The organism is Ruegeria sp. CK3, assembly GCF_056536565.1.
Map to the genome: position 1 here is coordinate 355,213 of NZ_JBQFPV010000001.1, position 19,842 is coordinate 375,054.

The 19,842-nt window shown below is 59.6% G+C and carries 23 protein-coding genes; 8 read left to right on the plus strand and 15 right to left on the minus strand.

What is annotated here, in order from left to right; genetic code table 11:
* Positions 1 to 144: 144 nt before the first annotated feature.
* On the plus strand, positions 145 to 750 hold the full coding sequence (locus ACR0C3_RS01810) for an rRNA large subunit pseudouridine synthase E (RefSeq protein WP_480756854.1): 606 nt from the start codon (positions 145 to 147) through the stop codon (positions 748 to 750).
* Positions 751 to 782: 32 nt separating this feature from the next.
* Positions 783 to 1,208: a VOC family protein gene (locus tag ACR0C3_RS01815; RefSeq protein ID WP_480756856.1), complete on the plus strand. Its 426-nt coding sequence runs from the start codon at positions 783 to 785 to the stop codon at positions 1,206 to 1,208.
* Positions 1,209 to 1,213: 5 nt separating this feature from the next.
* Here ACR0C3_RS01815 and ACR0C3_RS01820 read toward each other — a convergent pair whose 3' ends face one another.
* The 4 genes from ACR0C3_RS01820 to ACR0C3_RS01835 are packed head-to-tail and all read right to left on the minus strand — an operon-like array spanning position 1,214 to position 3,310.
* Positions 1,214 to 1,516, minus strand: a complete 303-nt coding sequence (locus tag ACR0C3_RS01820) for a putative quinol monooxygenase (RefSeq protein ID WP_170665175.1) — start codon at positions 1,514 to 1,516, stop codon at positions 1,214 to 1,216.
* Positions 1,510 to 2,013 (minus strand): N-acetyltransferase family protein, encoded by a 504-nt coding sequence (locus ACR0C3_RS01825; protein WP_480756858.1) that lies wholly within the window; start codon positions 2,011 to 2,013, stop codon positions 1,510 to 1,512. Before ACR0C3_RS01825 ends, ACR0C3_RS01820 begins: the two co-directional genes overlap by 7 nt.
* Before the next feature lie 2 nt (positions 2,014 to 2,015).
* Positions 2,016 to 2,681, minus strand: coding sequence for an alpha/beta hydrolase (locus ACR0C3_RS01830; protein WP_170479682.1), 666 nt, complete (start codon positions 2,679 to 2,681; stop codon positions 2,016 to 2,018).
* On the minus strand, positions 2,678 to 3,310 hold the full coding sequence (locus tag ACR0C3_RS01835; protein ID WP_480756859.1) for a DNA-3-methyladenine glycosylase family protein: 633 nt from the start codon (positions 3,308 to 3,310) through the stop codon (positions 2,678 to 2,680). The genes ACR0C3_RS01830 and ACR0C3_RS01835 overlap by 4 nt, the downstream gene beginning before the upstream one ends.
* Positions 3,311 to 3,407: 97 nt before the next feature.
* Between ACR0C3_RS01835 and ACR0C3_RS01840 the strand changes: the two genes are divergently transcribed.
* Positions 3,408 to 4,634 carry an MFS transporter gene (locus ACR0C3_RS01840; protein WP_480756935.1) on the plus strand — a complete coding sequence of 409 codons (1,227 nt, stop codon included), beginning with the start codon at positions 3,408 to 3,410 and terminating at the stop codon, positions 4,632 to 4,634.
* On the opposite strand, the gene ACR0C3_RS01845 is transcribed toward ACR0C3_RS01840, so the two are convergent.
* The 3 genes from ACR0C3_RS01845 to cysS form a co-directional block, all read right to left on the minus strand.
* Positions 4,635 to 5,417, minus strand: a complete 783-nt coding sequence (locus ACR0C3_RS01845) for a squalene/phytoene synthase family protein (protein ID WP_480756860.1) — start codon at positions 5,415 to 5,417, stop codon at positions 4,635 to 4,637.
* Positions 5,414 to 7,048: a citramalate synthase gene (cimA, locus tag ACR0C3_RS01850; protein ID WP_480756862.1), complete on the minus strand. Its 1,635-nt coding sequence runs from the start codon at positions 7,046 to 7,048 to the stop codon at positions 5,414 to 5,416. The genes ACR0C3_RS01845 and cimA overlap by 4 nt, the downstream gene beginning before the upstream one ends.
* A 112-nt stretch (positions 7,049 to 7,160) precedes the next feature.
* Complete coding sequence (cysS, locus tag ACR0C3_RS01855; protein ID WP_480756864.1) at positions 7,161 to 8,606, minus strand: cysteine--tRNA ligase; 1,446 nt, start codon at positions 8,604 to 8,606, stop codon at positions 7,161 to 7,163.
* 206 nt (positions 8,607 to 8,812) lie between these two features.
* Between cysS and ACR0C3_RS01860 the strand changes: the two genes are divergently transcribed.
* Positions 8,813 to 9,157: an MmcQ/YjbR family DNA-binding protein gene (locus tag ACR0C3_RS01860; protein WP_170675995.1), complete on the plus strand. Its 345-nt coding sequence runs from the start codon at positions 8,813 to 8,815 to the stop codon at positions 9,155 to 9,157.
* A 57-nt stretch (positions 9,158 to 9,214) separates the two neighbouring features.
* Positions 9,215 to 10,402, plus strand: coding sequence for a pyridoxal phosphate-dependent aminotransferase (locus ACR0C3_RS01865; protein WP_480756866.1), 1,188 nt, complete (start codon positions 9,215 to 9,217; stop codon positions 10,400 to 10,402).
* A gap of 6 nt (positions 10,403 to 10,408) precedes the next feature.
* Here the strand turns inward: ACR0C3_RS01865 and ACR0C3_RS01870 are convergent, their stop codons facing one another.
* From ACR0C3_RS01870 to purS, 6 genes are all read right to left on the minus strand, one after another.
* The gene (locus ACR0C3_RS01870; RefSeq protein WP_170675993.1) at positions 10,409 to 10,927 is read right to left on the minus strand and encodes an outer membrane beta-barrel protein; all 519 of its coding nucleotides are present in this window, start codon (positions 10,925 to 10,927) and stop codon (positions 10,409 to 10,411) included.
* Between the two features lie 256 nt (positions 10,928 to 11,183).
* Positions 11,184 to 12,518 (minus strand): sigma-54-dependent transcriptional regulator, encoded by a 1,335-nt coding sequence (locus ACR0C3_RS01875; protein WP_170373631.1) that lies wholly within the window; start codon positions 12,516 to 12,518, stop codon positions 11,184 to 11,186.
* Positions 12,519 to 12,532: 14 nt separating this feature from the next.
* Positions 12,533 to 14,308 (minus strand): sensor histidine kinase, encoded by a 1,776-nt coding sequence (locus tag ACR0C3_RS01880; protein WP_480756867.1) that lies wholly within the window; start codon positions 14,306 to 14,308, stop codon positions 12,533 to 12,535.
* A gap of 36 nt (positions 14,309 to 14,344) precedes the next feature.
* Positions 14,345 to 15,013, minus strand: coding sequence for a phosphoribosylformylglycinamidine synthase subunit PurQ (purQ, locus tag ACR0C3_RS01885; protein WP_170467079.1), 669 nt, complete (start codon positions 15,011 to 15,013; stop codon positions 14,345 to 14,347).
* 11 nt (positions 15,014 to 15,024) lie between these two features.
* Positions 15,025 to 16,068: a zinc-dependent alcohol dehydrogenase family protein gene (locus tag ACR0C3_RS01890; RefSeq protein WP_480756868.1), complete on the minus strand. Its 1,044-nt coding sequence runs from the start codon at positions 16,066 to 16,068 to the stop codon at positions 15,025 to 15,027.
* 4 nt (positions 16,069 to 16,072) lie between these two features.
* Positions 16,073 to 16,303 carry a phosphoribosylformylglycinamidine synthase subunit PurS gene (gene purS, locus ACR0C3_RS01895; RefSeq protein ID WP_170430345.1) on the minus strand — a complete coding sequence of 77 codons (231 nt, stop codon included), beginning with the start codon at positions 16,301 to 16,303 and terminating at the stop codon, positions 16,073 to 16,075.
* Positions 16,304 to 16,411: 108 nt separating this feature from the next.
* Between purS and ACR0C3_RS01900 the strand changes: the two genes are divergently transcribed.
* Entirely contained in the window at positions 16,412 to 16,546 is a 135-nt protein-coding gene (locus tag ACR0C3_RS01900) for a hypothetical protein (protein WP_480756869.1), read from the plus strand.
* Here the strand turns inward: ACR0C3_RS01900 and purC are convergent.
* Positions 16,539 to 17,294: a phosphoribosylaminoimidazolesuccinocarboxamide synthase gene (gene purC / locus ACR0C3_RS01905; protein WP_170467720.1), complete on the minus strand. Its 756-nt coding sequence runs from the start codon at positions 17,292 to 17,294 to the stop codon at positions 16,539 to 16,541. The two genes, ACR0C3_RS01900 and purC, sit on opposite strands and share 8 nt — an antisense overlap.
* A 275-nt stretch (positions 17,295 to 17,569) precedes the next feature.
* Here purC and ACR0C3_RS01910 point away from each other — a divergent pair, with 275 nt between their 5' ends.
* Together ACR0C3_RS01910 and bmt are read left to right on the plus strand one after the other, a co-directional pair.
* Positions 17,570 to 17,887: a DUF1476 domain-containing protein gene (locus ACR0C3_RS01910; RefSeq protein ID WP_170548922.1), complete on the plus strand. Its 318-nt coding sequence runs from the start codon at positions 17,570 to 17,572 to the stop codon at positions 17,885 to 17,887.
* 121 nt (positions 17,888 to 18,008) lie between these two features.
* Positions 18,009 to 19,022: a betaine--homocysteine S-methyltransferase gene (gene bmt, locus ACR0C3_RS01915; protein WP_480756870.1), complete on the plus strand. Its 1,014-nt coding sequence runs from the start codon at positions 18,009 to 18,011 to the stop codon at positions 19,020 to 19,022.
* A gap of 1 nt (position 19,023) precedes the next feature.
* Here the strand turns inward: bmt and ACR0C3_RS01920 are convergent, their stop codons facing one another.
* Entirely contained in the window at positions 19,024 to 19,800 is a 777-nt protein-coding gene (locus tag ACR0C3_RS01920; RefSeq protein ID WP_480756872.1) for an enoyl-CoA hydratase-related protein, read from the minus strand.
* Positions 19,801 to 19,842 lie beyond the last annotated feature (42 nt).

A 19,842-nucleotide genomic window follows, 5' to 3' on the forward strand; every position in this document is an offset into this window, starting at 1 on the left:
AAGATAACTATATATCGTGTTAAAACTCTGACAAGCCCTGAGTTTCCACAATATGTCGCAGACTGGGTAAGCCGAATCCGTAACAGCCAGATGACAGTTATCCACAGGTTGCACACAGCGTGTTTTGCAGGCTATGGCGGAGGTATGAGCTGGTTCATTCGATTCAACAAACCCTTTGATGTGCTGCCGCAGTTCACCGACCGCGCAAACGCCGAGTCGCCGCGCAGCACCCTGTCGGATTTCATCGACCTGCCCGGCGTCTATCCCGCCGGTCGTCTGGACCGTGACAGCGAAGGGCTGATGTTGCTGACCGACAATGGCAAGCTGCAGGCGCAGATATCAGACCCGAAACACAAGATGACCAAAACCTATTGGGTGCAGGTCGAGGGCGAGCCGGATATGGCGGCCCTCAAGGCCCTGCGCGATGGGGTCGAGTTGAAGGATGGCCTGACCCGCCCCGCCAAAGTACGTCAGATTGATGAGCCCGAGGACCTCTGGCCCCGTATGCCTCCAATCCGCGAACGCAAGACCGTGCCGGACAGCTGGATTGAGCTGACGATTCGCGAGGGCAAAAACCGGCAGGTGCGCCGGATGACAGCGGCGGTTGGTCTGCCGACCCTGCGCCTGATCCGCTGTCGCATCGGAGACTGGACGCTTGAAGGGCTCAAGACGGGTCAGTGGGACAGCCTACCGTTACCGCAGATTCAGGCCACTCCACAGCGCAAACGGGATCGACGCCCCCGACGGTGACAGACCGCACGCGCCGGGCTAAACTGAACCGCATGAAGGTGACACCCGAGATACCGGCCCCCTCTGCCATCTTGGAAGCGGCGCTTTATGTCGATGATCTGGACGCCGCCGAACGGTTCTACGGTGAGGTTCTGGGGCTGGAAAAGATACAGCGCATTGAGGACCGCCACGTGTTTTATCGGGTCGGAGCCTCTGTTCTGCTGATATTCAATCCTGAAAATACCCAGCTGCCACCGCTAAACCCAGACCTGCCTGTCCCTCCGCACGGCGCGCTAGGGCCAGGGCATGTGTGCCTCGTCCTGACGCGGGATGAGATGGCTGCAATGCGAAAGCATCTGCTGGATTGGAACATCCCCCTGGATGCCGAGTTCGATTGGCCAAACGGCGCGCGGTCCCTTTACGTGCGGGATCCTTCTGGCAACTCGGTCGAATTTGCCGAAGGGCACCTTTGGGCCTGAAACCGTCAGCGCAAGGACTGCTTTTCCCCACTCACAACGCGATAGATCTCGCTTGAGATCACACCGACCTCAGCCAATACGGCTTGGAACGCCGCCATATGCGGGGCGGCGAAATGCGCCTCTAGCGACGCCTGATCCTGCCATTCTTCATAGACCCGGAAGAGGTTCGCGTGGCCGAGTACCTGACTGAACTCATAGATCAGGCAGCCCGGCTCTTTCACCGTTTCTGCGACCATCACCTTTGCAGCCTCGGCCGCCTTTTCCACATGATCGGCCGAGACTTCGACGGTTCCGGTGACAATCAACATGCGTTGCCCTTTCCAAGATCAAAGCGTTTCGAAATTCGATTGACCGGTGTGCCATCCCGCAGTGGGCGGCCATAGTCCACAGAATAGTCAACGAACCCCATTTTTTCGTAGTAGCCGAGGCCCGGCGAATTGTCCGCACGTATGGTAGCGTTGATCGCCTTGAACCCCACGGCCGCCGCAGTTTTCGAGGTTTCTTGAAACAACGCACGCCCTGCGCCGCGCAACGGAGGATCGCGCCGGGTAAAGGTGGCAATATCCGCGCAATCTTCGGGCAAGGCATCGTGAGTTCCCAACCACTGAAACCCGGCCACCGCGCCTTGGTCGTCCAATGCGACGTGGCAGCAAATCTTATCGGCCCCGGTTAGATAGCTCTGTGAAAACAACGCCTCTGAAAAGGGAATTTCATGCGCGGTCGTCCCGCCTGCGGCGATGATATCGTTGAGGATGCGGCAGGCGTCGGCCACATCCTCGGGCATCATGGGGCGAACCGCAATCACGCCTACAGGCTCAGCTTGTCGCGCATGAAGGCCAGCGCCACGCTCAGGCCGTCCGGCGCGATACCGTGGCCGGTGCCTTTCATGACATGGGCGTAGACCTCTTTGAAATCCGCCGCTTGCAGGGCTTCTGCCGCCTCGGGCAAAGATTGCGGAGGCACAACGTCATCGGCATCCCCATGGACCAACAGGATCGGCATCCGGCTGACGGTTTCGTCCGGCAACAAGTCTGGCTCCAGCAAACGGCCCGAGAACGCGACGATCCCGGCCACAGGGTCCTCACGGCGTGGGGCGACGTGCAGGCTCATCATCGTGCCCTGGCTGAACCCGAACAGAACGACCTGCTCAGGCAGTACGTCTTCGTCCACCATCAGCGCGTCGAGGAAGGCGTTGAAGTCGTCGCTTGCCATCTCCATGCCGCGTCGGGATTCTTCCTCGGACGAGCCGTCGATCCACGGGATCGGGAACCACTGAAACCCGTTCGGCATTCCAGGGATTTGTTCCGGTGCATCGGGGGCTACGAACAACGTGTCGGGCAAATGCTCGCCCAGTGGGTCGGCAAGGCCCAACAGATCGGCCCCGTTCGCCCCGTAGCCGTGTACGAACACCACGACCGAGCGTGTGTCGCCCGAAACCGGCTCTTTCCTGAGCGCGTTCAAAACCCGTGTCATCTGATCCCTTCTCTTTGCTTGGCCACCCGGTAATAGGCCCACAAAACCCGCGCCGCAACCGACCGCCACGGCGACCATGCCTCGGCCATCTGTCGCAGCTCTTTGTCCGTTGGACGTTTGGGTAAGTCGTAGAGAACCCGCGCAGCCTCTTGCAGGGCAAGATCACCCGGAGCAATCACATCGGCGCGGCCAAGTGAAAACATCGCGTAAATCTCGGCCGTCCAGACACCGATTCCGGACACTTCGGTCAGGGTCGAGATAACATCTGCATCAGGAGCATCGCGTAACGCTCTGTAATCAATACGTGCTTCGGCCAGAGCACGAGCATAGCGGATCTTCTGTCGGCTTAGCCCGACGGCCCGCAAATCCTCATCAGACGCCCACATGATCTTGCGCGGGCCGGTCAGTTTCGCCTCCTGCATCCGTTTCCAGATCGCGTTGGCCGAGGCCACGCTGACCTGCTGACTGACGATTGCACTCAACAATTGTGCAAAACCATCCGGTTTGCGACGCAGCGGCAGAGGCCCCGTCTGTTCCATCGCATAGGCCATACGTGGACACGTTTGGGCCAGCCACTCGGCCCCTTCGGACACACAGGCGTTGGTTTCGATGATGCGTCCGACGGACATGTGCGCTCCGGTGTTCTTAGTCACTCGCACGTTAGGGTGCTTTGCCGCGTATGCAACCCGCTTGTGCAAGCCGCAGATCGCCGATACGCATGGCGTCATGACTGTGATTTCAGAGACTCCGAACGACTATCAAGCCAAGCGCAACGTTGCCGTACTTGTGGCAGCGCAAGCTGTTCTGGGCGCGCAAATGCCGATGATGTTCATTGTCGGAGGGCTGGCCGGCCAATCTCTGGCCACAAACGCCTGCCTTGCGACGCTGCCAATATCGCTCATCGTTCTGGGATCGATGCTGGCGGCCACGCCAATCTCTGCGATCATGCAACGCTGGGGCCGCCGCGCCGGGTTTTTGGTCGGAACAACCGCCGGTGCACTTGGCGGTTTGATCGGAGCATATGGTTTGTATCTGGGCTCTTTCCCGATCTTCCTGATCGGCAGCCTGCTGACCGGTATCTACATGAGCGCACACGGGTTCTACCGTTTTGCGGCGGCGGACACCGCATCCGACGCGTTTCGGCCCAAAGCTATTTCCTATGTGATGGCGGGCGGACTAGCGGCTGCCATTATTGGCCCGCAGATCGTTAAACTGACCTCAACGGCCTATGTCATTCCGTTTCTGGGCACCTATCTGGCCGTGATCGGCATCAACGTTATAGGCTCAGCGCTGTTCTTCTTTCTGGACATCCCCACACCTCCGCGCGCGAGCGAAGACAGCCCCAAAGGCCGGTCGCGTATCGAGATGTTGAAGACACCTCGGATCGCCGTCGCCATCATTTGCGCCATGGTGTCCTACGCGCTGATGAACCTCGTAATGACCTCGACCCCTCTGGCTGTGGTCGGGTGCGGATACACGGCCAATGATGCCGCGGATGTAGTGACCGGCCACGTACTGGCTATGTATATCCCCAGCTTTTTCACCGGCCACCTGATCGCCCGTTTCGGCGTTGAAAAGATCGTTGCGCTTGGCCTTGCCATTCTCGGTGCCGCAGGCGTTGTCGCCCTTCAGGGCGTGGAGCTTGGCAACTTTTTCATCGCGCTGATCCTGCTTGGGATCGGCTGGAACTTCGGCTTCATCGGCGCGACCTCTATGCTGGCCGATTCACACGACGTCAGCGAGCGTGGCCGGATGCAGGGCATGAACGACCTTCTGGTGTTTGGCGGCGTGACCTTTGCCTCACTGGCCTCGGGCGGGTTGATGAACTGTTCGGGTGGGTCCCCCGTCGAGGGGTGGACGGCTGTGAACCTTGCCATGGTTCCCTTGCTCACATTGGCCGGAGGCGCGCTGTTGTGGTTGGTCATGCGCCCGGCCGAGCCGGACACCGCCTGATCACCAGCGGCCCGTGCTGGCCGTCCACATCAGAGAGATTCTGCGCCCGAGTTCCCCCTGCGCCAGATCCCCGCGCGCGACCCGCGCAGGGTTTGTAAGAACCTTCCGCAAAACCCACTCGGCCTGCCATCCGGCATAGAGCGCCGGGCGAGCGGCGCGGGAAACCTCCGATCGCCTGCTGCGCGCCGATTTCAGCCGCCTCAGCGCAGTGTCCGCCAACGCGCGTACTCCGTCTTCAGTGCCATCGAGCAGCGGAATCCGCCCTCGGGCCTCCAGTTCTGGAATGGCCCGAAACCAGTTCGCGACGCCAACCGCATAACCGAAATCGCGCAAAACACGTTCATCCGCAGCCCCGAGGGATTGCGCAGCGACCACCATCAATGTGCCAGCGCTTTGATCGATGTAATTCTCGAAATGCTCGGTATCTTCGAACGGATCGCGGTAGATATCCCACCGCCTGACAGCCACGTATTCATCCAGCAAACCGGCCAAGTGTGACGACAATACACGGGACAGAGGGGTCACCACCTCATGCCGCCGCACCTGTTGCCCTTCCGCAATTTCCTGCAACGCATCGCGCCACCACTGCAGGCGCATTTCGGCAATCATCGCCTCTTGTGTGACCCATGGTGCGCGCGCAATTTCGGCATTCAACGCATAGATCGGAAACAGAACGGCCCGCGCTTCGACGGGGGATGCCATGGTGGCAAGAAACCGGTCCGGATCGGCCTTTTGCACAAGGGCCGCACAAGCCTTTACGTCGTCGTCAAAGACGGCAGTCACTCGGCCGCCGCTTTCCGACGTCCACTATCGCGGACCAGCTTCCACTGGATCGCCTCCAGCAGCGCTTCGAACGAGGCGTCGACTATGTTGGCGCTTACACCTACAGTCGACCAATGCCGCCCCTGCCCGTCTTCGCTGTCGATGATGACGCGGGTCACCGCCTCGGTCCCGCCTTGGGTGATCCGCACTTTGAAGTCCACCAGACGCATATCCGACAGCACCTGCGAATACTGCCCAAGATCCTTTGCAAGCGCCTTGGACAACGCGTTCACCGGCCCTCTGTCGCTGCCTTGATCATCCACCGATTCACTGACCGAGAGCTTCTTTTCACCGTCCACTTTCACTACAACCACGGCCTCGGACAGGCTGACCATTTTGTTGTACTTGTTCTTGCGGCGTTCAACGGTAACCTTGTAGCGCTTGACCTCAAAGAACTCGGGCATCTGCCCCAGCTCATCACGCGCCAGCAGTTCGAAACTCGCCTGAGCGGTATCGTATGAATACCCCTCAGCCTCGCGCTGTTTGATCCGGTCGAGGATACGGCCAAGGGCGGGGTCCCCCTTTTCAACCATCAGGCCCGCGTCGGTCAGCCGTTTGCGCAGGTTCGACTGCCCGGCCTGGTTCGACATCGGGATGATCCGCGTGTTCCCAACCGTCGCCGGGTCGATGTGTTCGTAGGTCGATGGATCCTTGAGGATCGCACTCGCATGCAGCCCCGCCTTGTGCGCAAAGGCCGAGGCCCCTACGTAAGCCGCTTGCTTGCTCGGCACACGGTTCAGGATATCGTCCAACATCCGGCTCACCCGCGTCAGACCGGCCAGCGCGTTCGGGTTCACACCAATCTCGAACCCCGAGGCATAGGGTTCCTTCAACAGCAAGGTCGGGATCAGAGCGGTCAGGTTGGCATTGCCACAGCGCTCTCCCAACCCGTTCAGAGTGCCCTGAATCTGGCGTGCGCCTGCATCGACAGCTGCCAGTGAACACGCCACGGCGTTTTCTGTGTCGTTGTGAGTGTGAATACCCAGTCGATCCCCTGGCAGGCCTGCGGCGACCAACTCGGACACGATGCGCCCGACCTCGGATGGCAAAGCACCGCCATTCGTGTCACACAACACCACCCAACGCGCGCCCGCGTCCAAGGCGGCTCGGCAGACCTCGGTTGCATAGACCGGGTTGTCCTTGTAGCCGTCAAAGAAATGCTCGGCATCGAAAAGCGCCTCACGCCCCCGTGCCACAAGATGCGCGACCGAGGCGCGGACGTTCTCGACATTCTCCTCCAGCGAAATGCCAAGCGCATGGGTCACATGGTAGTCATGGGACTTGCCCACCAAACAAACGGCCTGCGTCCCGGCATTCATAACGGCAGCCAGGACATCGTCATTCTCGGCCGACCGTCCAGAGCGTTTGGTCATCCCAAAGGCCGTCAACCGTGCGGTGGTCTTCGGAGCGACCTCAAAAAACGCGCTGTCCGTGGGGTTCGCACCGGGCCAACCACCTTCGATATAGTCCACCCCCAGCGCATCCAAAGCCTGCGCGATCTGCACTTTCTCCGCCGTCGAGAACTGCACACCTTGCGTCTGCTGCCCGTCACGCAGGGTCGTGTCATAGAGATAGAGGCGTTCTTTGGTCATCATACTGGCTCTTTGGCTTGTGCGGGCAGTGCCCGACCGCAGTTGGGTGCGAAGCGCCCGCCCATGGGGGCGGTCGGGCGCTGCCCGGGTGGGCCCCGGACGAGACGGTAATCTATATTGCCTCCAACTTAGAAGGATCAAAACCCGGACCAGGGACAAGTTCAACGCCTTCTTTGCTCATACGAACCTCTAGGCCAGCGGCAACGTAGGCTGACTTTAACCGATCAACCTCCGAGAAATCCTTGCTCTGCATCGCAGAGTTCCGCGCCGTCGCCAGTCGATCCGAATGAGAGGTCAGATCAACAGACGCTGTGTCCGCCCAAGCGCCCATTTCAGGCAACAGAAGACCAAGCAATTGTGCAGACGCCAAGAAATTTTGAACTAGTCCATCGTGCATATTCACAGGTTCATTCGACGCGTTCTTTTGCCGGCTGATCTGGCGTTCCAAACGGTAGAGTTCGGCGATGGCACCCGCCGTATTCAGGTCATCCGCTAGCGCCTCGATGACCGAGGGTGCCGCGCTGGCGGCGGGCTCGATGCCCGCTGTCAGCGCCCGCCACTTGCGCAAAGTGGCCTCCGCCTCTCGCGCTTTTTTCTCGGTCCAGTCCATCGGTTTGCGATAATGGGTCTGTAGAAAAACAAAGCGGATCACCTCACCGGGGACGCCCTGTTCCAGCAAGTCATGCACAGTGAAGAAATTGCCCAGCGACTTGGACATCTTCTTGCCTTCGACCTGCAGCATCTCGTTATGCAACCAGATGCGCGCAAACTCACCCTCGGGATGGGCACAGCAGCTTTGAGCGATCTCGTTTTCATGGTGCGGGAACATCAAATCATTGCCGCCGCCGTGAATGTCAAAGCTTGCCCCAAGCAGTTCGTAGCTCATGGCCGAGCATTCGATATGCCACCCCGGACGGCCCCGACCCCAAGACGAATCCCACCCCGGAAGCTCATCGGTCGAGGGCTTCCACAGCACAAAATCCATCGGGTTCTTTTTGTAAGGCGCAACCTCAATCCGCGCTCCGGCAATCATGTCATCGACCGAGCGACCGGAAAGCTTGCCATACCCCGATTTCCAGCTATCGACAGCAAACAGCACATGACCTTCCGCGGCGTAGGCATGGCCCTTCGCGATCAGCCCCTCGATCATTTCGATCATCTGCGCGATATACTCGGTCGCGCGCGGCATCGCGTTCGGCTCCAACGCCCCAAGCGCGCCCATGTCATGCAGATACCAGCCGATAGTCTCATCGGATCGTTCCTGCACCAACTGCTCCAAGGACCCCTCGGCCCCGGCCTGTTTGCGGGCCAAAGCTGTGGCATTGATCTTGTCATCCACGTCGGTGAAGTTACGAACATAAGTGACCTGATCCGCACCGTAGACATGGCGCAGCAACCGATAGAGCGTGTCGAACACAACCACCGGTCGCGCATTGCCCAGATGGGCCCGATCATAAACGGTGGGTCCACAGACATACATCCGCACGTCGTCGGCCTTGATCGGAACGAAATCCTCCTTCGTCCGCGTCCGCGTGTTGTGCAGCTTGATTGTCGTCATCACTCGGGCTCCTAAAGCTTGCGCGTTGGCGCGGGCTTAGCAACTTGTCTCAGGGATGAAAACGAAAGAAACCGGCCCGCTTGAGAATTCAGCAGGTAATGCAGCAGATAATGGTGCAGATCATCCGGTCCATCCGCTGGGCATAACATGCGTCACGCGCCAAGCCAAGGCTTGAGTTCGCGCGTCTTCTCCAGCACTCTGCGCGCATGAGCCGGGATTTCGTCAACTCTATTTGTCGCGACCTGCCGGGGGCCGAATGGTCGGACCCCTGGGGCGGCGGGCATGATGCGTGGAAGGTCGGCGATAAGATGTTCGCCTGTATCGGGACCGCCAATGATGGCGTGTCGGTCAAAACACCCGATTTCGAAACCGCGCAGATGCTGATCGATGCGGGTGTCGGTGTGAAAGCCCCGTATTTCCACCGCAGCTGGGTTCGCCTGCCCTTTGACGCGAATGAGGACGAAATGCGCTACCGCCTTGCCGCCTCTTACGATCTGGTGCGTGCATCGCTCACGAAAAAGGTTCAGGCCACCCTTCCTGCGCGAAGCTGATTGACAATTTCGGATCGCTCTGCCCCTGTCGCCACAAATACAAACCGAGGCAAGATCATGAAACTGTCAGATCGCATCACGCAGATCACCGGTGGCGGCAGCGACGGGTGGGATGTGTTCTATCGCGCGCGCCGCATGGTCGCCGAAGGCCACGCCGTGACGCAGCTGACAATCGGCGAACATGACATCGGCACCGATGCCTCGATCCTGGATGCGATGAACCGATCGGCCCGCGACGGCCATACCGGTTATGCCATGGTACCCGGCACCGATCTGCTGCGCGACACGGTTGCCGCACGGGTTCAGACCCGGACCGGAGTATCAACCACCCGAAACAATGTCCTGATCACTCCGGGCGGACAGGCGGGGTTGTTTGCGGCTCATATGGCTGTGTGCAACCCCGGCGATGTCGGGCTGTTCCTTGACCCCTACTACGCCACCTATCCCGGCACCATTCGCGGAACCGGCACTGTGGCGCGGGCGGTTCAGACCACGGCTGAAGATGCCTTTCAACCGCGTGCCGAACAGATCGAGGCCATGGCCGATGGTGCGGTCTCGTTGCTGATCAACACGCCGAACAACCCGACCGGAGTGGTTTATTCACCCGAGACACTGAAGGACATCGCTGAGCTGTGCCAGAGGCGCGACCTATGGCTGATCTCGGATGAGGTTTACGACACGCAGGTATGGAAGGGCGCGCATCTGTCTCCGCGTGCCCTGCCCGGTATGGCCGACCGCACGCTGGTCGTCGGGTCCATGTCGAAATCCCATGCCATGACGGGATCACGTTGCGGCTGGGTTATTGGCCCGGAAGAGGTCATCAGCCACCTCATCAATCTCGCCACCCACACCACCTATGGCGTCCCAGGCTTCATTCAGGATGCCGCGCGCTTTGCCCTGAACGCGGGCACAACACTCGAAGATGAAATAGCAGCCCCCTTCCGTCGTCGCCGGACCCGCGCGCTACAGGTGCTGGCCGAACAGAATACCATCGGCCTCGTCCCTGCAGATGGCGCCATGTACCTGATGTTGGATATCCGTGCGACCGGTCTGACCGGTGAGGGGTTTGCAAATGCCCTTCTCGATAAACACGCGATTGCCGTCATGCCCGGAGAGAGCTTCGGTACAGCCGCTGCAGGACACGTGCGGGTTGCCATGACCATCGATGATGACCGCTTCGAAACGGCTCTGAAGACGATCTGTGCTTTCGCGTCCGAAATGGCAGGTCAGCAAGCCGCTGAGTGAAGGCGCTTAGAACCGGAACGTTGTACGCAGGTTGAAGATATTCGTGTCCAACCCACCGCCCGAGCGGGTGACATCGTCAAAATCCTGCCGCAACGCTTCGCCACTGATCACGAAGTTGTCTCCGATGGGATAGGCAATGCCGATGCCATAAACCGCCGCTGTGTCATTCTCTTCCGAGGTTTCAACACGCGCCGCACCGACCACGACATAACCCATTGCCGCGCCAAAATCATACCCACCCCGCAACTTCAGCCGGGTGATACTATCTACACTGCCTTGATCCTGACCAAGGTTGAGGGACAGGCGGTTATACTCCAGCTCACCGCCCAGAACGAAGGCGCCGAAATCGCGGTCATACCCGACATGGGGTCCGAAAACGGTATCGTTGCCACCTGCGCCGCCGGACCCGTCCGCATCCGCATAGCCAAAGCTGAACCCCGCATAGGCCCCCGTCCAGTCCTCGGCCGAGGCCGGACCAGTCATCGCTATCGTCGCAGCGACAATAAGGGCCGAGAGGGGCTTCATACACGTCTCCAAATTAGGCGCATCGCCGGTTTTTTTGCGGACCAAACACCCGCGTATTTGAGTGTTTAACCTAGGAACGCCACTGCTAGATTCAAATCTGCATCAACGATAAGTGAATGCAGTATAACAGATTTCCCCTATAACGGGTTAAAATCTCTTTAAGATACGTTCAAAAACCCAGCGCGAGCCTTTTCACCATAAAAAACGCCCCGACCACCTGAGTGATCGGAGCGTTGAATAAGCGCCTGCATGGTTCTTAAAGATAGTCGGACCGCTGCAGACCGTATTTGGCCATCTTCTCGTTCAACGTCCGGCGCGGCAGGCAAAGCTCATCCATCACCGACGCGATCGAACCCTTGTGGCGGCGCATGGTGTTGTCGATCAGCATCCGCTCGAACGCTTCCACGTATTCCTTCAGGGGTTTGCCTTCGGTGGTCATGACCGGCTGCATTTCCTCGTGATCGGACATCAGCAAGGACGCAATCGTCCCGGAACCACGCCGCGATTGCAGCACCGCGCGTTCAGCAATGTTGATCAACTGCCGCACGTTGCCCGGCCAAGGGGCTTGCAACAGTTGCGCCGCTTCCTGCGCACTGACCTGAGGGGCGTCGCAGCCATATTCCTCTGCGAACTGCTCACTAAGGCGTGTGAACAGCGTCAGGATATCCTCACCTCGCTGTCGCAGAGGCGGCATGGTTATGCGTAGAGCGGCCAGACGGTAGAACAGGTCCGGACGCAGAACGTCTTCGGAGGTCTTGCCGGCCTCTTGCAGGTTCGAGATTGCGACGATCCGCGTTTCCGCAGGGGTGCCCTGCTCGTTCATCACGCTCAGCAAGCGGGCCTGCAATGTGTCGCTCAACGCTTCAACGTCTTCCAGCACCAGCGTGCCACCGCGCGCCTCTTCAATCGCGGGAAGCTGCGCATCCTCGGGCATCATCGGGCCGAACAGGCGTTTCGACAGCACTTCTTCTTCAAGCGCCGCGCAGGACACCAGAACGAATTTCTTGCCCGCGCGGCTGCCCACCGCGTGCAGAGCATGTGCGACAAGCGTCTTTCCGGTACCCGTCTCTCCGTCGATCAGCACATGGCCGTCCGCCTGTCCCAGATCGAGGATATCTTCACGCAGACGCTCCATCACCGGGCTTGCGCCGATCAGTTTGTTCATGATCTGCGTACCACCCGACAACTCGCGCCGCAGGGCGCGGTTGTCCAGCGTCAGACGCCGCGCGTTGCTGGCGCGTTTGGCCAGTTCCGACATGCGATCTGGGTTGAAGGGCTTTTCCAGGAAATCAAATGCGCCAACGCGCATCGCCTCAACCGCCATCGGCACATCGCCGTGACCGGTGATCATGATAACGGGCAGCGTGCTATCGGCCCCCATCAGTTTTTTCAGCAGTTGAATGCCATCCATGCCCGGCATCTTGATGTCCGAGATTACGATCCCCGGATAATCCGGCCCCAGAACCTTGAGCGCGTCTTCTGCGCTGGCAAAGGTCTCGGTGTCATATCCCGACAGTGCCAGCCATTGGCTGATCGACTGGCGCATGTCCTGTTCGTCATCGACAATGGCGATTTTCATGGCCTGTGCCATATTATTCCCTCGTGTTATTCAGCGGCCTGGAGGCCGTCGCTTCCCAGTGGCAGTTGCATCTCGAAGACCGCGCCACCCTTCTGGCCGTTACGTGCGGTTAGCCGTCCGCCATGGTCGTTTACGATCCCCGACGAGATAGCAAGCCCCAGCCCGACCCCGTCACCAGGTTGCTTGGTGGTGTAGAAGGGCTCAAACAGGCTCTCGATATCCTTAATACCATACCCGTTGTCGCGCACGGTCAGCACCGCCATATCGCCCGCCGCCAGGATGATCTCGACATCCGGCTCTGCTACAGATTTGGTGGCGTCCAGCGCGTTGCGCAAGAGGTTGACCATCACTTGTTCAATCCGCATCCGGTCCCCCATCACAATGACAGGGTCTTCGGGGAGGATCTGCGTGATCTTAACATGGCGCTGCCGCAGCTGAGGCTCCATCATCGACAGCGACGAGGCCAGCGCTTCGCTAAGGTTTACTGGCGAAAACGCATCCGCCCCCTTACGCGCGTAAGACTTCAGCTGCCGAGTAATAGCGCCCATCCGTTCGATCAGACCATCAATGCGACCAAAGCTGGCAAGGGCCTCTTCCGGTCGGTTTCTACGCAGCAGCAAACGCGCCCCGGCAAGGTAGGTTTTCATTGCAGCCAGAGGTTGATTAAGCTCGTGACTTACCGCCGCCGACATCTCACCCAAGGCCGCCAGTTTCGAGCTTTGCGCAAGCGTCTGTTCCGCCAAATCCAACGTCTTTTCAACCCGTTCGCGCTCAGCGATTTCCCGCTGTAGCCTTGCGTTCAATGCGCGAAGCTCTGCCGACTCGCGCTGGAACAGAACCACGCGCGAAGCGGCGCGGCGACTAAGCAGATAGAACGCCGCCGCCAGGAGAATCGCAAAGCCCATGATTTCCAGCGCCAGGACACTGTTCACCTTCTCGCGGATTGAGTCATAGGTGGTGAACGAGGCCATTTGCCAACCGCGGAACGGTATGCGTGTCTCAAGCCGAATGACGGCCTCACCTTCCAGATAACCATCCGGCGGCAATGCAGACCAGTCGGCCGTCGCCCTCAGCGCGCGCTGGATCGCACTTTCCGGCGTCTGCCGCAGCATGGCCGAGCTTTCGTCCAGCCCACGCCATTGCGGCTCGGTCGACAGAATGATGTTGCCGGTGCTGTCTCGCACCAGCACGGCATCAGAAATCCCCGCCCAGGCGCGTTCGAATTTCTGCAGGTCAACCTCTACCACGATCACGCCGAGGATCTCGGAATTCGCCTCGATCCTGCGGGAGTAGATAAAGCTGTAGTTGCCGGTTTCGCGCGGGCTGACCGTAAATATCGTCGCGTTCGAGCGGATTGCGTCCACAAAATATGGCGCATTGCGATGCCCTTCGAGCAGGCGGTTACGATCAGTAGCCGCCACCGTCACGCCATCTCCATCCATCAGCATCAGGGACGCTGCCCCGATCTCTTCAACGAAAGAGATCAGCCGTTGGCTGGACAACAGATAGTCACTGGATTGCAGCGCCGAGATCAGAGTCGGGTCCCGAGACAGAAGCTGCGGCACAATCGCGTTGCGTCGCAATTCGCTGAGGAGGTTGCCGGAATATAACGCTAGGCGCAGCTCGGCGCGGTTGCGGGTCGACTCGGTGAACCGGTCAGTCAGCAACCGGTTCGTCACCCAGATCGTCGCAACGGCAGTCAGAAGGACCAAAATAACGGCCACCCGCAGCCGCCACCCCAACGGGGCGCCGCGAAATGGACGGGTCATTTTGTCCTTGATCGAGTGAAGGCCTGAACTCATTCCCGAAAGTTACGCGGGCTGAGCGGCGACCTCAAGTCACGCCGGGGCCAGAACGCCGGACAATGCGCGGAACAATGCCGTCCCGTCGGTACCGCCATGCCCCTCATCCGCTGCGCGTTCGGGGTGCGGCATCATGCCAAGAACGCGACGGTTTTCCGACAAGATGCCCGCGATATCCCCGACCGACCCGTTTGGATTCTCGGTATAGGTGAACGCGATCCGGTCCTGATCCTTCAGCGCGGACAAGGTGGCGTCATCGGCGAAATAGTTGCCGTCATGGTGGGCGATCGGAATGCCGATCACGTCGCCTGCATTGTAGCCTTGCGTGAAGGCACTGTCGCTGGTTTCCACCTTCAGGCCAACCGTCTTGCAGATGTATTTCAGACCGGCATTGCGCAGCAGCGCGCCGGGAAGAATCCCGGTCTCAGTCAGGATCTGGAAACCGTTACAGATACCAACGGCATAACCGCCACGCTCGGTATGATCGACCACAGCCTTGCAGATCGGCGATTGTGCGGCGATGGCCCCACAGCGCAGGTAGTCGCCATAAGAGAAGCCACCGGGAACGCCGACAATGTCGACCCCCTCAGGCAGCGCGGCATCCTTGTGCCAGACCATGTCAACGGCGAAGCCGGCCTGTTCAAAGGCTACGGCAAGGTCCCGGTCGCAGTTTGATCCGGGGAATACGATGACGGCTGCGCGCATGGCGGACCCTCCTAGCAAGTAAAATCAGTGACAACCGCCACACCCGGAGGTGCAGGAGCGTCGAAAGCGGCAAGTTCTTCACTCACCTGGTTCAGAGATACGTGTCGTGTCACGAGCGGGCTGAGATCAAGATCTGAACCCGTGATCAGCGACAGAAGCGACGGATAGCGCCAACTGGGCATCCCTCGTGTTCCATATACAGAAAGCTGGCCGGAATAGAGCACATCCATCGGCAGCGTCATAGCCGCATGATCGCCCGCAGGCATGCCGATCTGAACCATTCGGCCCAGTTTGCGCAAGGACCGCATCGACGCCACGGTCGTGGCTCCAATCCCCAGCGCCTCGATTGCCACATGGGCACCACCGCCAGTGATATCTTTCACTGCTTCAGGCGCATCGCATGTCGCCGCGTTTACAATCGCATCCGCGCCCAGAGATTTGGCGTAGCTCAGCTTGTCTTCCGAAATATCGACGACAACCACCCGTGCGCCAAGCGCCTTGCCCAACAACAGGGTTGAGACGCCTACTCCGCCACCGCCGAACACGGCAAGCCATTCGCCGCCCTGCAACTGCGCGCGTCCAACCAACGCCTGCCACGCGGTCGTGACCCGACATCCAAGCGCCGCCGCGATCTCGGGCGCGAGTGTCTCAGGCAATTCCGTCAGATTGGCATCCGCATGCGCAACCGCAATGTACTCGGCGAAAGCACCATCACAGGTAAATCCCGGCACGATCTGATCTGCACAGGTGGTTTGGTTGCCTTGGGCACAGTCCTGGCAATGACCACAGGCCAGAATGAAAGGCGCAATCACCCGATCACCGATCTTCCAACGGCGGACACGGCTGCCCACCGCAACCACCTCGCCGCAATACTCGTGGCCGGGAGTCATCGGAAGGATCACATCCGGGTCCGACCCCGACCACGCATGCCAATCTGATCGGCAGACGCCACAGGCCAGCACTCGGACGACAACGCCATCCTCGGCCGGTTCAGGGTCGGGAATGGTGGTCAGCTCCAGCGGCTGGCGATAGGTGATCAAACGCGCCGCCCGCATCCAATCAGACCAGTTCGATCTCGTAGCGTTCGATGACAGTGTTGGCCAACAGCTTTTCGCACATCTCGGTCACGTCCGCTTCGGTCGCGCCTTCTGCGAGTTCCAGATCAATGACCTTGCCCTGGCGCACACCTTCGACCTTATCAAAGCCCATGGCACCCAATGCGTGGCGGACCGCCTCACCCTGAGGGTCCAGCACCCCATTCTTGAGCATCACATGCACCCGTGCCTTCATCTTCGCAACTCCACCTGAGGGCCACGATCGCCGGCCCATTTCGTTGCGCGGGGGATAGCGCGGTTGTGCCTTTGGGACAACCCTGTTTGCGGCGAAGATTGAAAAGCTATGAAAGGGCGTGACCCAAAACGGACCGGACGGGTGTTGCGGGTCGAACGACATACCCTGCGCTCGTACGAAAAACGCCGCCCGGATGAGAGCGGCGCTTTGCAATTCCGTCAGGTAGATGCAGAGATCAGTTGATTAGCGTCGGCTTGGTCACATTGCTTTGCGGTAGAACACCCAAGCGGCGCGCGACCTCGGAATAGGCATCGGTCAAGTTACCCAGATCGCGGCGGAAGACATCCTTATCCAGCTTCTGGCCGGTTTCGATATCCCACAGGCGGCAGCTGTCGGGGCTGATCTCATCAGCGACGATCAGACGCTGATAATCACCATCGAATACGCGGCCGATCTCGATTTTGAAATCAACCAGTCGAATGCCCACGGCCAGCATGACACCACTCATGAAGTCGTTCACGCGCAGTGCGAGGCTGAGGATATCGTCCATGTCCTGCTGGCTGGCCCAGCCAAAGGCCGCAATATGCTCTTCGGTGACCAGCGGATCACCCAGAGAGTCGTCCTTGTAGCAGTATTCGACAATCGGACGCGGCAACTGCGTGCCCTCGGCAATGCCCAGACGTTTGGACATCGTACCGGCGGCATAGTTGCGCACAATCACTTCGAGGGGGACAATCTCACAATTCCGCACCAACTGCTCGCGCATGTTCAGGCGCCGGATGAAGTGGTTCGGAACACCAATTTGAGTGAGACCATTCATGAAGAACTCGGACAGGCGGTTGTTCAGAACGCCTTTGCCGTCGATCACGTCTTTCTTTTCCGCGTTGAACGCGGTGGCGTCATCCTTGAAGTACTGCACGATTGTGCCCGGCTCAGGGCCTTCATACAGAATCTTGGCTTTGCCTTCGTAGATTTTCTTGCGACGCGCCATCGGGGCCCCTTCCATATCGGCAATACGCGCAGATCGCGCGGCTGCGGCCCTCATAGAACAGCCCGCCCCAACCCGCAAGTTGTCTGGTTGCATTCCATCAGAGCATCCGCTTTCGAAAGGTTCCTCATAGGTATTGCGCACCCTTAAGACCTGCCAACGAAGCCTGCGTGCAGCAACACAGCGCATTTGGTCGCGCAAGGCCCATTTTCGCTATACATTCCGAAATTCGTTTCTTATCTAGATGAGGAATGTCCACGCTATGAGGTCCCAATAAAATGACCACGTTCGACGAACGCGAAAACGCCTTTGAAGCCAAGTTTGCCCATGACGAAGAAATGCAGTTCAAGGCCCAGGCCCGCTGCAACAAACTGCTGGGCCTTTGGGCGGCGGCAAAGCTGGGGAAAACCGGCTCTGAAGCGGACGACTACGCCAAAACCGTCGTGATCGCCGATATGGAAGAGGCAGGTCACGAAGACGTCGTGCGCAAGGTCTCTGCCGATCTGGGCGGTCTATCCTCAGATGACGAAATCCGTGCCAAAATGGCTGAGCTTCTGCCCGAAGCCAAAGCTCAGGTCATGAGCGAGACGGACTAAGCCACCGGCCACCTCATGATCTTCATGAGTAATATGAATTTGATTTGACGCCCCGGTCATGAGACACGGGGCGTCTCATATTCATACTGGCGCTTTGCGCCAAACACGTCGGACCAAGCCCATGACAAACGCGTTGACCCAGCTTCTCGAGACCAAGGAGGCCATTCTGGCCGATGGTGCGACCGGAACCAATCTGTTCAACATGGGTCTGCAATCGGGCGACGCACCCGAGCTTTGGAATGTGGATGCGCCGGACAAGATCCGCGCGCTGTATCAGGGCTCGGTCGATGCGGGCAGCGATCTGTTTCTGACCAATACCTTCGGTGGCACCTCAGCCCGGCTCAAGCTGCATGATGCGCAGAACCGCGTTGGTGAGCTGAACCGCATTGGTGCTGAGTTGGGTCGTGAGGTCGCGGACAAATCCGGACGCACCATCGTGGTTGCCGGCTCGGTCGGTCCCACCGGTGAGATCATGGAGCCAGTCGGAAGCCTGTCGCATTCCGAGGCGGTAGAGATATTTCATGAACAGGCCGAGGCCCTCAAAGAGGGCGGCGTCGATGTTCTGTGGGTCGAAACGATCAGCGCGCCCGAGGAATTCCGCGCAGCGGCCGAGGCCTTCGCTCTGGCCGATATGCCTTGGTGCGGCACCATGAGCTTTGACACTGCCGGGCGCACAATGATGGGTGTCACTTCGGCGGATCTGGCCCTTCTGGTCGAAACGCTGCCCAACCCTCCGATTGCATTTGGCGCGAATTGCGGCACCGGAGCGTCGGACATCCTGCGCACTGTACTTGGGTTCACCGCGCAAGGGACCGAGCGGCCCTTGATCTCGAAAGGCAATGCCGGAATTCCGAAATATGTCGATGGTCATATCCACTATGACGGCACGCCTGATCTGATGGCCGACTATGCCGTGATGGCCCGCGACGCAGGTGCAAAGATTATCGGTGGCTGCTGTGGCACCATGTCCGCGCATCTTGAGAAAATGCGTGCTGCGCTGGACAGCACAGAACGTGGCGCACGCCCGACGCTTGATCAGATCACCGATGCGCTTGGACCGTTCTCATCCGCCTCGGATGGTACCGGCGACGATGCCGCGCCTGAGCGCCGCGCCCGACGCCGCCGCCGCGCCTGAGTTAACGCCCCTCGAATTTCGGGGGGCGTTTTTCCATGAAGGCCACCACACCTTCGGCGAAGTCGCGTGAGCGTCCACATTCACCCTGCAAATGTGCCTCGGTCGCCAATTGCTGCGGCAAGGTCTTCTCATAAGTACCGCGGAGCGCCTGTTTGATCGCGCCATAGGCCGCCGTCGGCCCTTGGGCCAAATGCGCAGCCCGGCTGCGCCAATGGGCATCAAATGCACCATCGGCGACCGCTTCCCAGATCAGCCCCCAATCATCGGCCTGGCGCGCAGTGATCTTGTCAGCAAACAACGCGGCCCCCATGGCCTTGGCCAGCCCCATCTGACGCGGCATGAACCATGTGCCGCCAGCGTCCGGCAGCAAACCGATGCGGGAAAAGGCCTGCAGGAAATAAGCGCTCTCGGTCGCGATCACCACATCTGCACAGAGCGCAAGGTTGGCCCCTGCCCCGGCAGCCGGTCCATTGACGGCGGCAATGGTAGGTACGGGGCTGTCATGGATGGTCTCGAGCATCGGCTCGTATTCATCGCGCAGCGAGCGTTCCAGGTCGATCTTTCCGGTCGAGGACGCATCACCCAGATCCTGCCCGGAACAAAAGGCCGGCCCGGCCCCGGTCAACACGATGCACCGCGCATTTCGGGCCGCGTGTTTCATCGCGTGGGTGATCTCGGCCCGCATCTGCGTGGTCAGCGCGTTCATCTTGTCGGGGCGGTTCAGCGTCAGCACCGCCAGCCCGTCCGTGATGTCCAGCAGGATCGTTTCGTAATCCATTAAAGCTCTCCCTCGCGCCTGTGCGTGAGCGGACACTGCCGC

Bases quoted from the DNA above. Each gene is read 5' to 3' on its own strand.
- ACR0C3_RS01900 (WP_480756869.1), top strand. From the start codon at position 16,412: ATGAAAGGGCGTGACCCAAAACGGACCGGACGGGTGTTGCGGGTCGAA.
- purS (WP_170430345.1), bottom strand. From the start codon at position 16,303: ATGAAGGCACGGGTGCATGTGATGCTCAAGAATGGGGTGCTGGACCCT.
- bmt (WP_480756870.1), top strand. From the start codon at position 18,009: ATGACAAACGCGTTGACCCAGCTTCTCGAGACCAAGGAGGCCATTCTG.
- ACR0C3_RS01815 (WP_480756856.1), top strand. From the start codon at position 783: ATGAAGGTGACACCCGAGATACCGGCCCCCTCTGCCATCTTGGAAGCG.
- ACR0C3_RS01880 (WP_480756867.1), bottom strand. From the start codon at position 14,308: ATGAGTTCAGGCCTTCACTCGATCAAGGACAAAATGACCCGTCCATTT.
- ACR0C3_RS01860 (WP_170675995.1), top strand. From the start codon at position 8,813: ATGAGCCGGGATTTCGTCAACTCTATTTGTCGCGACCTGCCGGGGGCC.
- ACR0C3_RS01835 (WP_480756859.1), bottom strand. From the start codon at position 3,310: ATGTCCGTCGGACGCATCATCGAAACCAACGCCTGTGTGTCCGAAGGG.
- ACR0C3_RS01875 (WP_170373631.1), bottom strand. From the start codon at position 12,518: ATGGCACAGGCCATGAAAATCGCCATTGTCGATGACGAACAGGACATG.
- ACR0C3_RS01865 (WP_480756866.1), top strand. From the start codon at position 9,215: ATGAAACTGTCAGATCGCATCACGCAGATCACCGGTGGCGGCAGCGAC.
- ACR0C3_RS01910 (WP_170548922.1), top strand. From the start codon at position 17,570: ATGACCACGTTCGACGAACGCGAAAACGCCTTTGAAGCCAAGTTTGCC.
- ACR0C3_RS01820 (WP_170665175.1), bottom strand. From the start codon at position 1,516: ATGTTGATTGTCACCGGAACCGTCGAAGTCTCGGCCGATCATGTGGAA.
- purQ (WP_170467079.1), bottom strand. From the start codon at position 15,013: ATGCGCGCAGCCGTCATCGTATTCCCCGGATCAAACTGCGACCGGGAC.
- ACR0C3_RS01840 (WP_480756935.1), top strand. From the start codon at position 3,408: ATGACTGTGATTTCAGAGACTCCGAACGACTATCAAGCCAAGCGCAAC.
- cysS (WP_480756864.1), bottom strand. From the start codon at position 8,606: ATGACGACAATCAAGCTGCACAACACGCGGACGCGGACGAAGGAGGAT.
- cimA (WP_480756862.1), bottom strand. From the start codon at position 7,048: ATGACCAAAGAACGCCTCTATCTCTATGACACGACCCTGCGTGACGGG.
- ACR0C3_RS01890 (WP_480756868.1), bottom strand. From the start codon at position 16,068: ATGCGGGCGGCGCGTTTGATCACCTATCGCCAGCCGCTGGAGCTGACC.
- ACR0C3_RS01830 (WP_170479682.1), bottom strand. From the start codon at position 2,681: ATGACACGGGTTTTGAACGCGCTCAGGAAAGAGCCGGTTTCGGGCGAC.
- purC (WP_170467720.1), bottom strand. From the start codon at position 17,294: ATGGCGCGTCGCAAGAAAATCTACGAAGGCAAAGCCAAGATTCTGTAT.
- ACR0C3_RS01870 (WP_170675993.1), bottom strand. From the start codon at position 10,927: ATGAAGCCCCTCTCGGCCCTTATTGTCGCTGCGACGATAGCGATGACT.
- ACR0C3_RS01810 (WP_480756854.1), top strand. From the start codon at position 145: ATGAGCTGGTTCATTCGATTCAACAAACCCTTTGATGTGCTGCCGCAG.
- ACR0C3_RS01920 (WP_480756872.1), bottom strand. From the start codon at position 19,800: ATGGATTACGAAACGATCCTGCTGGACATCACGGACGGGCTGGCGGTG.